This is a genomic window from Frischella perrara, assembly GCF_000807275.1.
GTDB classification, from domain to species: domain Bacteria; phylum Pseudomonadota; class Gammaproteobacteria; order Enterobacterales; family Orbaceae; genus Frischella; species Frischella perrara.
In genome coordinates this window covers 2,191,260-2,205,510 of record NZ_CP009056.1, presented here as the reverse complement: position 1 = coordinate 2,205,510, position 14,251 = coordinate 2,191,260, and the positions used below count along the sequence as shown (strand labels likewise).

Sequence of the window (14,251 nt, the reverse complement as noted above, 5' to 3'; positions counted from 1 at the left end):
ATAAATCACGTTGGTGGTTGGTAGTGATTGCATATGGTTAAATGGTAATTACATATTTAAAAATGTTCAGTTAACTCTATAATGTAAATACTATTACCACCAAGGTAAATGAAGCATAGCAACTGGCAATTGCTAATTAAAAATTAATAATAATAGAAGATGTAAGGAATAATTATGCTAGGTCAATTAATAAGTCGTTTTTTTAATAAACAAGATGCTATGCAATCTATTGAATCACGACTTAATGACAACTGGTCAACATGGTTATTACCGATTAGCCCGGAAAAGCCCGTTGGTGAGGATTTAACGTATCACGATAACTTTCAAGAAATCAAAGAAGAAGTCGCCAAATTATCGGGAATTGATTACCCCCTGATCATTAATGTCAGTGAAACAATCATAAAACAAAGTAGTAAAGATATTCGGGTGGTGACCTATTATTGTTTGGCACGATTACAAACCGATGGTGCAAGTGGCTTTGCCGATGGTCTTGAACTGTTAGCAGGATTACTTGATAAATTTGGATTAGCACTTTACCCATCACGCAGTAATATACGTAAAAATGCTATTGAATGGTTAGCGAGTGCTAAATTTACCGATGCATTAAGTAAATTACTTCCCATTTCAGAAGAAAATCTAACGCGCATTATTGCAGCATTGAATTTGATTGATGAATGTAACAAAAAGCTATTTAATAGTGAAGACCCTTATCAACAATCATCAATTCCGGATCTGGATGCGCTAATCCGTTTCTTCGCTAATAGCGTTAAACAACCACAACCAACGCCACAAGTGGCAATTTCACAACCCACAGTATCAGAACAAGAAAGAACGCTAGTATCAACTCCTAAAGAAGATGACATCACTATTCGTTCGCAACGCGATCTCCTTGAGCAAGCAAGAAGAATGGCTGCGTATTTACGTGAAAAACCAAGTGGGTATTTAGCAGCGGGTCGTTTATTGCGCGCATTACGTTGGGATACCATTGATCAATTACCACCAATGGATCATCGTGGTAAAACACGATTACCTTCGCCAAGAGCTGAATTACGTCAAAATATAAATCGTTTGATAATACAACAGCAATGGGATGAGTTATTTGAACGTGTAGAAGCGGCGTTTATGGAAGGCGCAAATCATTTTTGGTTTGATTTACAACGTGCAGCCGTCTTAGCTCTACAGAAAAAAGGTGATTATTTTCAACGTTGGTCTGAAATTTTCTTAACCGATGTTGGTTTATTCTTAGAAAGGCTACCGGGTATTGAACGGCTAACCTTTGATAATGGTATTCCCTTTGCTGATGATGACACACTGCATTGGATCGCTACGCAAGCTAAAATCCACCATTTAGATGAAGAAACCAGTCTGGTTCCGATTGCCGTTTCCGGTGATAACGATTGGAATGAAATTGAAAAGCAAGCATTGGAATTAGCGCAAAGTGATGGATTAGAAAAGGCTTTCGTATGGTTACAAAATTTACCAATGATCCGTTTACCAAAACAAAATTTTCTGTTGCAATATACTCAAGCTCGTATTGCTGAGCAATCAGGCAAAACTGATATTGCTTATAAATTATTAATGGGGCTAGATAAAAAACAACGTGATCTTAGTCTTTTTGAATGGGAGCCTACATTAATTTTTGATGTTAAACAACATCTAATAAGATTAATAAAACAGAAAATTCCAAATAAAGACAGTGATAGAAATCAATTACTAAATGAAATTGAACGATTACAGCATGATTTAGTTCAACTTGATCCTGCACGCTCTGTTACTGTTATTGGTTAATAATAAGTAATGTGCTGACTATATTTAATAACAACAACATTACGGATGATAGAGAAAAACAATGAATGATTTAATACAGCGTTATTACGAATCGGAAATGCGCTATTTGCGCGAGGCGGGTAAAGAATTTGCTAAAATTCATCCCGATAGGGCTTCACAATTAAACCTAGATAAGGTTGGTGATCGCGATCCTTATGTTGAACGGTTATTTGAAGGTTTCGCTTTTTTAATGGGGCGATTACGGCAAAAGGTTGATGACGATTTACCGGAATTGACAGAAAGTCTAGTCAGTCTACTTTGGCCTCATTATTTACGTTTAATACCTTCGCTTTCAATCGTTCAATTAAAGCCAGATTGTGCTACGTTATCCCGTCAGGAAAATATAAATGCAGGATTAATGGTGTTAACAGAATCTGTCGGCGCTGCGGGTACTCAGTGTAAATATCGCACAACACAAGCTGTTAATTTACAGCCGATTGAGCTAACGCAAGCTAAGCGAACGTTTGGTTCTGATGGTCGAAGTATAATTTCACTGCGCTTTAGTTTTGGTGAATTAGCCGATTTTGAACAATTAGATCTTTCCTGTTTACGGTTATATTTTAATGCGGATGGTCCAATTGCTAGTCGACTACATTTTGCCTTTACTCATCAAGTTGCTTCAATGCATATCCGCTATTCAAATCAACCAGAAAATCGGCTAGCTTTTAAAGGATATATTACCCCCGTTGGGTTTGCTGATGAGGATCGATTATGGCTTAAACCTGATAATGCATTTGCTGGTTATCAATTATTACTCGAGTATTTTACCTTCCGTGAAAAATTCATGTTCGTTGATTTACATGGCTTAGATGTCAAACAGTTACCGGAACACTGCCGTTATGTTGATATTGATCTCGTATTAAGTGAAAGTTGGCCTTCCGATATGCCGTTTGATCATCACAATATCTGTTTACACTGTGTACCTGTTATTAACTTATTTGATCTTGAAGCCGATCCAATTGTTGTTAATCAATTAGAAAGTGAATATTTACTAAGACCTTTATTGCGTCAAGATGGACATGTTGAAATTTACTCTATCGAACACGTTGAAGCTATTACGCGTAATGGTCGTTATGATTATGTTCCATTTACCAGTTTTAAACATCGTGGCGGGATGTTACGACATGATGCACCTGAACGTTATTACCACACCCACGTCCGTAAAGGAGCGTCAGGTTTACATGATACTTGGCTCATATTGGGTGGCAAGATTTGGGATAAAAATGAAAATCTAGAGCAGGAAACCTTGTCGCTTCGGGTAACGGGTACTAATGGCATGTTACCGCGCAAGGCGTTACGTAACGCTAGTATTAATCATTTAGCTAGTGCTCAGGCCTATATAGAAAGTGTTAAGAATCTGTCTGCACTAACTTTACCGTGTTATCCACCAACAGAGGATCGTTTTCATTGGCGAATATTATCGCATTTAGCGCCTAACTATTTATCTTTGATGAATGCTGAGGTATTACGTGGAACGTTAGCGCTTTATGATTGGACAGATGATGAACTTAATCGTCGACGATTAGAAGGTATTGTTGATGTAAATCACCGTGAAATTAAACGCATAGAAAAAGGCTTGTTACAACGAGGTATTGAGATTGAAGTTACCATTAATACTTACCAATTCACTGGTGAAGGGGATGTAAGATTATTTGGTGAGTTATTAAATCAATTTTTTGCACTTTATGCGGATATGAATTTATTCACTAAATTGGTTTTAGTCTTATTACCGACAGGGGAAAAAGTAACATGGAACAGCAGCAAGACATCACGACCAGCGCTTTAATGCAACAGCTTGAGGCCAAGCTACCAAAAGTTAATTTTTATCGATTTTGTCAATTATTAGAACAAATAACTGACTATGAACTTAAAATGGGTACGACTGAATCACCGGTAGACGATCCGATACGTTTTGCTCCCTCAAAAGAGATGAGCTTTCCAGCTGGTGAACTATTATGCATTGAACGAGAACCCTATTTAAAACGTCCGATCACAGTAAGAACACGTTTTCTTGGTTTATATGGCGTTGATTCAGTCTTACCACCGGTATTATTAGATGATATTGTATGTAAAGCAGATGGTTATCAAGCTGTTATTGATTTTTTAGATATTTTTAACCACCGAATTTTAACGCAATTTTATCGTATTTGGCTGAAATATCATTATCCAGCAAGTTATTTAAATGGCGGTAAAGACCCCGTTTCACGCTGTTTACTTGGCTTAACTGGTTTAGGTATTGAAGGTACGCATGAGCAAATCGGCACACCAGTTTCGCGATTTTTAGCTTTATTAGGTCTAGTCACACAACGAACTCGCACAGCAAGTGGGATTGTTGGTGTGATAAAAGTATTAGTTGCTGATTGTGATGTTGACGTAGAGGAGTTTCATACAGTATGGGTAAATGTACCGGATCGATCTAAGTTAGGTGACGCAAACACGTCCTTGAGCGGTAATTCAGTATTAGGGAGCCGATTTAGAGAATGTAACCAAAGTGTGAGAGTTATCATAAAGCCACGTAAGGCTCAGTTAGTGGAACCTTTATTGCCGGGCGGACAATTGCATCAAGATATTATGACATTATTACGCGTTTATTTAGGTTATCAAGTTGAGGCTCATTTGGTTTTATCAATTTCAAGTGCTTTCCTCCCTCGGACACAATTGATTGGTTCAACCGCTCGACTAGGTCAAACCGCTTCTTTAATTCAATTAAATACCAAACCAAGAGAAATTAAAGTCAATATTGGGCGTTATCGAGGACTAGCTGCATAATATAGTAATAGGAAATAACTATGAGAAATTTAAAAACAATTATTTACTGTCTATTTAGTATCATTTTAACAGGTTGTGGAGCAGCGCAATCTGTTACAGAAGGAACGGCAAATGTTGCTAAAGCCATTTTTGTGTGGGATGTCAGAACAGTACATTTAGACTTTACTGCACGTGCGGAACTTAATACTGATGATAACAATCATTCATCACCAGTTATGATTCGTATTTACCAACTCAAAGATCCTAAGAGTTTTGAATCTGCGACTTATCCATCTTTGGTAGATAGTGATCAAGAGACCCTCGGTGCATCTTTACTGGCTTTGAAAGAAATTGTACTAAAACCTAATACATCTTATTCAGTTGATACGCCTTATGATAAGGATGCCGATTATTTGGGTATTGTTGCATTATTTAAAGAACCCGATTTAAAGAAAAATAATTGGCGATTATTACTAAAGCGTCGTGATTTAAATATTACCAGTGCACGAAAAATTATTGCTAACAAGTTTACATTAGAATTAATTCCAGAGGACTAAGCCATGGGGCCTTCATTATATGATTCATTATTTGGTTATTTTCATTCCGGAATGGCGATTCACGAAATTGATGAGAGAATGCAAACGATTATTAGTGTGATGGATAATATTGAACGGATTCTAAATAGTCGAGCAGGGGTTGTTAAACATATCCCTGATTATGGTTTGCCTGATATGTCTATGATTTATCAGGCCTTGCCTTCATCCGCTTATGATTTGATGCATGCGATGAAAAATGCATTAATCAAATACGAACCACGTTTGTCCGATGTTGAGATTGTTTTACTGAAAAATGAAGACAAAATGGTATTAAGCTATGAATTAATATGTCATTTTAAAGAAGGTGGTTTGGTAAAATACGGTACTTATTTCACACCAGATGGTAAAGCTCACATGGATTTTAGCCCACGAAGACAACGTGTTTAATTAAGCCCTTATATAGGGCATATTGTTATTATTTTATTCAAGTCTTCATGTTATTTTATTATTTTTTTTATTTTTTTATTATTGTTTGATCACTGTTGATATTATTTACTAGGCAATTTATTATTCCTTCGTATCCTTCATACTTGAAATATTGAATTATTATTTTATTTAATAAGAAGTACCGGTCATTATTTTTTCATAGTTATCAATGATGAACGATTTTGTATAAATATATCTTCTCATCTTTCTCAATATTATTTTGCAATGCCTTTGTAAAGGTATTTAATCAAACCCAGTGAAAAATGGAACACTTTTATAATAATTATTTGTAAGTTAAATCTATATTTGTTACATATTATGTAATATACTTACAAATTATTATAATAATCAATAATATACAATTGTTAACAGAATATAAAAACCATCGTTACATTATTTATTATGAATGCTAGTCGTAATTTTTAAATCTCAATTTAACAAAAATAACAACTGAATAATGGTCATTTTAGTCTCATCAAATAAATTTGCGTTAGAACAAAATGAACCGCTATGCGTTAAATATTAAATCACTATATTTTCTGTACACGAAAAAAGCATAGTAAATTGATGATTTATAATTTTGCTCGTTTAATCATCATAATTGATAATGATTTCAACATTTGTTATTTTTTTTCTGTCCAATTGCATCTATTATGCACTATATAAAACGTTTTTCTGTCTTCATGATATTTAAACCAAGTAGGATAAGTAGCAAAATTATTTAACGTTAGCACGACTAATGATGGCATTATTTGAGTTTTAACCAAACTGATAGCGATAATTCTAAATATCCGGTCATGATGACAGCACAATTATAATGCTTGATAAGCAAAATAATTAATAAACTATTTCAGTTGGAAGGAGGTATAAACTCTAATGTATATTAGTGAATGGCTAATGTGGTTTGGTGATTCAGTTTCTGCACCGATACGCAGGAAGTGGCAAATGCCTAAACTTGCCAAACATTTGCGTCCCAGTGATTTTCGCCGGAATTATACTAAAATAAAAGTAAGTGATAATCCTCGTCCTATTGGTCCTTATTATGCCTATAATGATTCTTATTTAGAGATACGTGGGGGGAGAGGGGAACATTTTCGTGGTATTATTACCTTATTGGGTTTAGTCCTTTTCTTAATTCCTTGCAGTTATGCTTATTTGGCAATTAAGATGATAGCTAGAATAGTAACTAATCAAGAAAGTGATCTTGCCCCAGCTATTTTATTTGTATCATTTTATTCCTTATTATTTATTATTTTTGGCTATTTCTTTATCTATTATTGTCGGCACATCTGTCGGTTTGAGTTATTTACTTTACGTCATATTCGCGTCAGATTTAATCGCGTTACCCAACAAGTTTTTATTCAAAGGCCTAAACATTGCGGTGGAACGGTAGTTTTTCGTTGGAAGGATATTATGCCAATTAATACTGATAGCCATCATTCCAATCAAGAACAATCTCAATTCGTTAACATTTTTTATTTTCCATCTTATAAAACGGGTTTACCTTTTTCTGACGGTTTTAGTATTGGCAAGAATACTAATCGACCTCAAGATAATCGTGATGAATGGGAATTTATTCGACGTTATATGGAAACAGGGTTAGCAGGATTGCCAAAACCGCGTCTGACGACAACTTTACCGCTACCTTTTCGTGGATGGCAGGAGCAGATTAAACCAATATTTGATGTATTTAATCAGACGCCGAAGTTGGTATCCTATCTAATTCTGATACCGTCATTAATATTTATTTTACCATTACTTAGCTTCGGTTATTTTCTTTCAGAATGTTTGTGTTGGCAGTTTAAATGGCCAGAAGCAATACAAGAGGCCGGTAAGATTGGTCGATTAAAGCCTAAAGAAACCCAGTTATTAGATTACCCAATAACAATTTGGAAAAATCAAGTGGATGATAATTCTTAGAAAATAGTTGATTCTGATAATACCAAACGGAACATTACTACCTTTACTACCTAAAGTAGAAATAAGTAGTCACTATTTATAGGTATATTTTGTTATAGGTATATTTTGAAAATACAATAAATATAATAATAACTCATTGTTATTACTGTAAGTTAGGAAGCGTTATTGATACCTAACTTACAGCAATTTATAGAAATATAAGTCGATTAGATTCGTTTAATAATGATCGAGGTATTGATACCACCAAAAGCAAAATTATTACTTTGAATATACTCTACATCTAATTGTCTACCGTTCCCCATGATGTAATCTAGCTCACCACACAAAGGATCAGGATTATTTAGATTAATGGTTGGATTAAACCATCCATTATGCATCATCTCAATTGATAACCACGCTTCTAGTGCACCACATGCTCCTAAGGTATGACCAAAATAGCTTTTTAATGATGAAATAGGGGTTTTATTACCAAATATCTCAGCTGTGGCATTACTTTCCGCAATATCCCCACGATCAGTAGCAGTCCCATGCGCACTAATATAACCAATAGCAGACGGCGATAAATTCGCCTGTGTTAAGGCCTGTTCAATGCATATTTTCATGGTTTCTTTCCGTGGTTGCGTAATATGGCTAGCATCACAGTTAGTCATAAAGCCAACGATTTCACCATAAATTTTGGCACCGCGTGCCTTAGCATGTTCATATTCTTCCAATATTAATGCTCCAGCTCCTTCACCGATTACCAATCCGTCACGATCTTTATCAAAAGGGCGTGGTGAACTTTTAGGATCACTATTTTTCTGACTCGTAGCAAATAACGTATCAAATACAGCCGCTTCGGATGGGCATAACTCTTCTGCGCCACCGGCAACCATGACAGTTTGCATGCCATATTTAATTGCTTCATAAGCATAGCCAATAGCCTGACTACCCGATGTACAGGCACTTGAAGTGGTAATGACACGCCCTTTTAAACCAAAAAATAGTCCAGTATTAACCGCAGTAGTATGTGGCATCATCTGTACATAGGTAGTAGCAGTAATATTGTTTGTGTGTTTTTCATTTAGCATAGTAGCAAAAGCTGCAACGGGTTGAGTACTACCCGTGGATGAACCAAAAGCAATGCCAGTTCTGCCATCTGTAAGTACTGATTCCTCAAGTAGTCCCGATTGTGCTAAAGCTATTTCAGTTGCTCGTGTAGACATTAATGATACACGCCCCATTGAACGTATTTTTTTTCGGGTATAATGTTCTGGACAAACGAAATCATCAATAGGGGCACCGAGTTTAGTATTTAAACCATCATAGACTTCCCATTCAGGCATATATCTGACTGCATTTTGACCTTGTTTTAAGCGAGTTTGAATGGTCTGCCAATCATTGCCAAATGCGGTAATCCCTCCCATACCAGTTATAACAACACGCTTACTCATACCATACCTCCGTTAATTGAAATGACTTGACGGGTCACATAACTAGCAATGTCGGACATTAAATAACTAGCTAATCCAGCGACTTCCTCAACATTGCCCATCCGTCTTAATGGAATCATTTTCATTGCTTCTTGTAATGCAATGGGCTCCATATCTAAAATTCCTGTATCTATTAAACCTGGTGCAATGCAATTTACGGTTATTTTTCGTTTAGCCAGTTCTAATGCTAATGCTTTAGTTGCGCCAATGATTCCAGCTTTAGCTGCACTATAATTGACTTGACCACGATTGCCAACAATGCCAGAAACCGAAGAGATAGCGATAATTCGCCCGCCATTGCGTAGTCCAATCATCGGCATAATACATGGATGCAATACATTATAAAAACTGTCTAAATCAGTATGAATGACTTCATACCAATCTTTATCAGTGAGTGCTGGAAAGGCGCCATCACGGATTATGCCCGCATTATTTATTACACCATAATAGGCTCCATGTTGCTCAATATCAGCTTCAATAGTTTGTTGGCATTGTAAACGATTAGCTACATCAAAAGAGATTAAACGACCTTTGCCACCATTTTTTTCAATTGTATTTAAGGTTTCTTGAGCACCTTTTTGGTCGCTATGATAATGGATAACTATATCAAAGCCATCTTGAGCCAGTTGACAAGCAATTGCTTTACCTATTCCTTTACTTGCTCCAGTAATAAGAACTGTTTTTGTCATTATTTTTCTCCTAAACGGTGTTCGCCAAATAACATTGCCATTTCTGATTCATCAGGTTCATAGACATTGAGTCGACCTGAAGCTAAGCAGATATCATCCACTTTTAATTCACATTCAAAACTGGCTAATTTATTATCATGTAATATTAATTTTGCATGAATGATCAATAAGCTACCCAATGGGAACTCAGAAACTGTCAACTTAATTGCTCGACCACCTAATAACATGCCTAATTGTGTTTTATGATTTGTTTTTTGTCCATGATAACCGTTCCAGACACCGATAGTCTGAGCCATAAGCTCAATAGCATAATAATTAGGTAATGCCGATTGCTTATTTAAAAAGGGTGCTAACACACTTTCATTACTAACTTGAACGCTACAAATACAATTTTCATTATCTACTAAATGAACATCTTGGAGCATTACCATGGGTGTTTCATGGGGTAAATAGTCTGTTGCTAATTGGTATTGCATTATTTCTTACCTATAATTAAAGAGACGTTGTTACCACCAAATGCAAAAGAATTTGACATAATCACGGGTTTTTCAAGCTCCATTGTTTGCGTCACGATGGCAATTTTATCCAATTTAGGATCGAATGGCGAAAGCAAGAAACTTTGTTGTGGTAGTGGTATATTTTTTTCTAACAATAGATAGCTAATGACTAATTCCGTCGCCGCAGCTGTTCCCAATGTATGACCAGTAAGATGTTTAGTTGAACTACAAACGGTATTATATTGATGGAAAAGTCGATATACGGCTTTACTTTCAGCTTGATCATTTAATGGTGTAGCTGTGCCATGGAGATTAATATAACCGATATCATTAGCCTTAAGTCCAGCATTATCTAAAGCCATTGCCATGGCTTTTTCTGCTCCTATACCTTCTGGATGTGGTGCTGAAATATGATATGCATCTGATGATTCTCCAATACCTAATATGGCAATATCACAGTTTGATTCTTTAGTGAGTAAAAACAGCGCACCGGCTTCCCCTATGTTGATACCATTGCGGTGTTGAGCAAAGGGCATACACGGTTTATCTGAAATTGACTCTAGAGCAGCAAAGCCATTTATTGGCATACGACTTAAACTATCTGCCCCTCCGACAATGGCTGCATCAACGATGCCTGTTTCAATTAATCGTTTTCCACTAATAATTGCTCGTGCGCTAGAAGTACAGGCGGTTGAAATCGTATAGGCAGGACCTTGCAGATCGAGTAATGTTGCAAGAAAGCAAGCCGGATCACCCAATTCCTGTTGATTATAATAGTAACCGTCGGGTAATTGCTGTGTTGTTAAATAATGTTTAACAGCTAAATCACCCTCATGAATACCGGACGTACTGGTTCCCAAAATCACGGCGATTCGTTGGCGACCATATTTTTCAATAACATATTGAATTTCTGATTCAATTTGTAGATAACTCGCGTAAAGCAATCGGTTATTGCGACTTATAAACTTTACCAAATTATCGGGTAGCTCTGGTAAAGGATGATGAACTTTGCCAAACCATGAACTTTTTTCATGTAATAACCAGTGGTTATCTTCGGTTAAGTAATGAGGTGAATCATAGTTATGCGTTAACGTCTCACGGATTTGGTCAATATCTTTTCCTAAGGAATTAATTGCGCCTAATGCTGAAATATATACCATAATGATTACTCCATACTACCTATTGCAATTTGATAGCCAAACACATGGTGGTGAATATGATTAGGTTTGCGAATAAGTGAGGATGTTGATGGTAGATAACTAATTTCGATAATAGTTTGGTTTTTATCATCCACTAAAATTCGATGTTGTTTATCATCAATTAACTTCCAACCAATAGGTAAAACTGCTTGCCATTGTTCAACTGGATAGATGCTTAACATGATATCTGACAAAATTTGTGAGGCAGGTGGCAGTTCTTTGATAAATATATTTTGTTCTGTTTTAATCTCATTATCACGATAATCAATTTTAAATAGACGAATACCTAAGGTTGAAAGACCAATTACATTGAGTGAATGATTATCAGCGTCAATCATTGCAATTAATGAATGTTGTTGACCATTATAGTTAAAAGTCAGTAATTGTTGATCATGATAGGTTTGGGTTAAATGAGGGGCAGGTAAATTGACTTTAACGCCTTTCGATAACCAAGTTTCTAATTTATTAGGTTTACTTATACATGAGCAGAGTAATAATATAAGAAAGCCTATTAGCAAGTTTTGAATTTTTGTCATGTTTATACCTAATTATTATATTTTTTCGAGGTTGATGATATTTTCTTTATTTGATTAGGTGGTTGCCCGATCGGAGCAAATAAAAATGCCGTAAAAATCCCCCCTGTCAGTACCAAACCGAACCCAACAATAGCGTGGGTATGGCTTAGCACTAATAAACCAAATGAGAGTAAAGTTGTTAAAGCTGCCATTGAGACCGCTAATAATGCCCCTGTTGTTTGACTTTTAGCGTTACTCAAAAATAGTGTATAGTCAATGCCGATACCGATAACTAAAATTAAAGCTAGCATTGAAAACAGATTAAGAGATTGATGTGTTAATCCTAGTATCGCCAATGAAGCTCCTACTGACAATAAGGTAGGTAAAGTACTTTTTAAAGCTATTCTTATGCCATATTTCCAATTGCGATAGATGAAACTTAAGCAGATCACTGTAATAGCTATCGCAAGTAATTGACTCAAATGTTGTCGATAACTCGTAAACATATCATTAAAATCTTGTCTACGATCTAACCACTGTACACCTTGTGATGTATTGGTTAGCTTTTTTAATTCAGTGATATTTTGAATATTACTAATTGGAATAAGTATGGCACTTTGTTCGTTTTCTAAACTTAACCAAAGTAATTTCCGCCCTTGACTAAGGGGACTTGCAAGCCATTGAGTTGGCGACATTAAATTATCATCAGTCATCGTTAATAACTGTTCTGACGGTGTAATGCCTAATCGTTGCAACCCCTCAATAACCACGGGAGCATGCTGTTTTATGCTAGCAATATTAGATCGCTGTTGCTGTTGAGAAGGTAAATTAATGGTTTGATAGTCGTCCATCAATCCATTTTCTTTAGCTTGATTTAAAAAGGGTAGAAAAGCCTCTAAACGTTGCAATGCTTGTTCAGCAGTTTGTCCATAAACGATAAACCATTTTTGATCGTTGGTTTGTTTGGTGATCTCAATCATTTTTTGTTCTTGGTGATAGAGATCGGTTGGTAAAGCTTGTAATTGACCGACATCATCATCAATTTTGAGTTGTGATAAACCTAGACTAATAAAAAGCAAGGCTAATAAAGTCATTGAAAATTGCATACTACGTGTTTGCCAAAGCGCGAGCCATTTGGCGAAAAAAGGTTCGGCAATATTTCGTCTGGTCGGTAATCGCTGCACTAAAAAAGGATACCAACATGCGACAGTTAAAAATGCCCCAATCAAACCAAAAATAGCAAATGTGGCTAATTGTTTTAATCCCGGAAATGGAGTAAACAGCAAAATTAAATAAGCCAACAAACTGGTTATTAACGCAATAACTAGGGTGCTGATGAGTTTATTAAGGCTTTGCCATGGTGATTCTTGATTACCATATAACAGGCGTTCCGTTAAATAATGCAGTGCATAGTCAATAGCTATACCGATAATACTGGTACTCATTACTAGCGTAATGATATGTATTTCACCAAATATAGCCAACACAGCGACCGCGCCACAAACAATACCAATAGTGATAGAGAGCAGCGTTAATAAAATGGGGCGGATTGAGCGAAATATAAGAATGATTAAAGCAATAATACCTAAAATGGATAGACTACCGATAGTAGTGATATCTTGTTTAGCTTGAGTACTTGCTGCGTGGCTATAAAATAAAACACCACGCTTGATAATTTCCGTGTCTGACCATTGTCGTTGCAGTGAATCGGCTAATGTGTTTAATTGTTCGACAATATGCTGAGATTGATTCATATCAAAAGATGAACCTTTTAATTCAGCATAAATCATATACCATGTATTATTATGTTCATCCTCAGCGGTAAGCCAATTATGTTTGACGGTCAAATGACTTTTTTGACTAAGTTGATTTAGTTGGGTGGAACGCGTAATAAGTAATGGATCATGGACAAGTTCATTGGTTGTTAATCCACTAAATGGTGAATAGAGCTGACTTAATATCCATGATAATTGACTATCACTTTCTATTCTGTGTAGCGTGATGGGATCAACTAATTGGTAGCGATATTGATAGGCAGATTGCGCCCAATCTTTTTGAAATTGAGAGTCAATTGAGCCATTCACTTCTTGAATAAATGATTGCTCTTTTAATGCATTGTACCACCATTGAACAGGTGCAACATTGTCAATTTGGGCAGGCTTAATAAGCCACACTAATTGCTTATCTAATCTATTTTGAAACCCATCGATTAATTCGTTAGGTATAGTTGTACTATTTGCTTGAGGCAACAACGATAATACACTGGTATTAAGCTTACTCCTCGAAAATAACCAACCCGCCAAAATGATGAGGCAAATTACGAGTATTAGCCATAAGAGAGCACTTTTTTTCAATATGTTAT

General features: G+C 35.9%; 12 protein-coding genes. 6 read left to right on the top strand and 6 right to left on the bottom strand.

What is annotated here, in order from left to right; genetic code table 11:
• Positions 1 to 174: 174 nt before the first annotated feature.
• The 6 genes from tssA (at position 175) to FPB0191_RS09565 (ending at position 7,517) form a co-directional block, all read left to right on the top strand.
• Positions 175 to 1,788 (top strand): type VI secretion system protein TssA, encoded by a 1,614-nt coding sequence (gene tssA / locus FPB0191_RS09590; RefSeq protein ID WP_039105660.1) that lies wholly within the window; start codon positions 175 to 177, stop codon positions 1,786 to 1,788.
• Positions 1,789 to 1,849: 61 nt separating this feature from the next.
• Positions 1,850 to 3,613: a type VI secretion system baseplate subunit TssF gene (gene tssF, locus FPB0191_RS09585; protein WP_039105658.1), complete on the top strand. Its 1,764-nt coding sequence runs from the start codon at positions 1,850 to 1,852 to the stop codon at positions 3,611 to 3,613.
• Positions 3,577 to 4,596 carry a type VI secretion system baseplate subunit TssG gene (gene tssG, locus FPB0191_RS09580; RefSeq protein ID WP_052236922.1) on the top strand — a complete coding sequence of 340 codons (1,020 nt, stop codon included), beginning with the start codon at positions 3,577 to 3,579 and terminating at the stop codon, positions 4,594 to 4,596. Before tssF ends, tssG begins: the two co-directional genes overlap by 37 nt.
• A gap of 20 nt (positions 4,597 to 4,616) precedes the next feature.
• On the top strand, positions 4,617 to 5,132 hold the full coding sequence (gene tssJ, locus FPB0191_RS09575) for a type VI secretion system lipoprotein TssJ (RefSeq protein ID WP_039105656.1): 516 nt from the start codon (positions 4,617 to 4,619) through the stop codon (positions 5,130 to 5,132).
• A gap of 3 nt (positions 5,133 to 5,135) precedes the next feature.
• Entirely contained in the window at positions 5,136 to 5,558 is a 423-nt protein-coding gene (gene tssE, locus FPB0191_RS09570; RefSeq protein WP_039105654.1) for a type VI secretion system baseplate subunit TssE, read from the top strand.
• 915 nt (positions 5,559 to 6,473) lie between these two features.
• Positions 6,474 to 7,517, top strand: a complete 1,044-nt coding sequence (locus FPB0191_RS09565) for a DUF6708 domain-containing protein (RefSeq protein WP_039105652.1) — start codon at positions 6,474 to 6,476, stop codon at positions 7,515 to 7,517.
• Positions 7,518 to 7,723: 206 nt separating this feature from the next.
• Here the strand turns inward: FPB0191_RS09565 and FPB0191_RS09560 are convergent, their stop codons facing one another.
• From FPB0191_RS09560 to FPB0191_RS09535, 6 genes are read right to left on the bottom strand one after another with little or no spacing between them, the layout of a single operon-like run.
• Complete coding sequence (locus FPB0191_RS09560; RefSeq protein WP_039105651.1) at positions 7,724 to 8,950, bottom strand: beta-ketoacyl-ACP synthase; 1,227 nt, start codon at positions 8,948 to 8,950, stop codon at positions 7,724 to 7,726.
• Positions 8,947 to 9,678: a 3-ketoacyl-ACP reductase FabG2 gene (locus tag FPB0191_RS09555; protein WP_039105649.1), complete on the bottom strand. Its 732-nt coding sequence runs from the start codon at positions 9,676 to 9,678 to the stop codon at positions 8,947 to 8,949. The genes FPB0191_RS09560 and FPB0191_RS09555 overlap by 4 nt, the downstream gene beginning before the upstream one ends.
• Positions 9,678 to 10,154: a hotdog family protein gene (locus tag FPB0191_RS09550; RefSeq protein ID WP_039105647.1), complete on the bottom strand. Its 477-nt coding sequence runs from the start codon at positions 10,152 to 10,154 to the stop codon at positions 9,678 to 9,680. The genes FPB0191_RS09555 and FPB0191_RS09550 overlap by 1 nt, the downstream gene beginning before the upstream one ends.
• Positions 10,154 to 11,335: a beta-ketoacyl-[acyl-carrier-protein] synthase family protein gene (locus FPB0191_RS09545; RefSeq protein WP_039105645.1), complete on the bottom strand. Its 1,182-nt coding sequence runs from the start codon at positions 11,333 to 11,335 to the stop codon at positions 10,154 to 10,156. Before FPB0191_RS09545 ends, FPB0191_RS09550 begins: the two co-directional genes overlap by 1 nt.
• A 5-nt stretch (positions 11,336 to 11,340) precedes the next feature.
• Positions 11,341 to 11,910 carry a DUF3261 domain-containing protein gene (locus FPB0191_RS09540; protein ID WP_039105643.1) on the bottom strand — a complete coding sequence of 190 codons (570 nt, stop codon included), beginning with the start codon at positions 11,908 to 11,910 and terminating at the stop codon, positions 11,341 to 11,343.
• 8 nt (positions 11,911 to 11,918) lie between these two features.
• Entirely contained in the window at positions 11,919 to 14,243 is a 2,325-nt protein-coding gene (locus tag FPB0191_RS09535) for an MMPL family transporter (RefSeq protein WP_162485178.1), read from the bottom strand.
• Positions 14,244 to 14,251 lie beyond the last annotated feature (8 nt).

Coding starts and splice junctions, on each gene's coding strand:
- FPB0191_RS09560 (WP_039105651.1), bottom strand. CDS start 8,950: ATGAGTAAGCGTGTTGTTATAACTGGTATGGGAGGGATTACCGCATTT.
- tssE (WP_039105654.1), top strand. CDS start 5,136: ATGGGGCCTTCATTATATGATTCATTATTTGGTTATTTTCATTCCGGA.
- FPB0191_RS09555 (WP_039105649.1), bottom strand. CDS start 9,678: ATGACAAAAACAGTTCTTATTACTGGAGCAAGTAAAGGAATAGGTAAA.
- tssG (WP_052236922.1), top strand. CDS start 3,577: ATGGAACAGCAGCAAGACATCACGACCAGCGCTTTAATGCAACAGCTT.
- FPB0191_RS09565 (WP_039105652.1), top strand. CDS start 6,474: ATGTATATTAGTGAATGGCTAATGTGGTTTGGTGATTCAGTTTCTGCA.
- FPB0191_RS09545 (WP_039105645.1), bottom strand. CDS start 11,335: ATGGTATATATTTCAGCATTAGGCGCAATTAATTCCTTAGGAAAAGAT.
- tssA (WP_039105660.1), top strand. CDS start 175: ATGCTAGGTCAATTAATAAGTCGTTTTTTTAATAAACAAGATGCTATG.
- tssJ (WP_039105656.1), top strand. CDS start 4,617: ATGAGAAATTTAAAAACAATTATTTACTGTCTATTTAGTATCATTTTA.
- FPB0191_RS09540 (WP_039105643.1), bottom strand. CDS start 11,910: ATGACAAAAATTCAAAACTTGCTAATAGGCTTTCTTATATTATTACTC.
- FPB0191_RS09550 (WP_039105647.1), bottom strand. CDS start 10,154: ATGCAATACCAATTAGCAACAGACTATTTACCCCATGAAACACCCATG.
- tssF (WP_039105658.1), top strand. CDS start 1,850: ATGAATGATTTAATACAGCGTTATTACGAATCGGAAATGCGCTATTTG.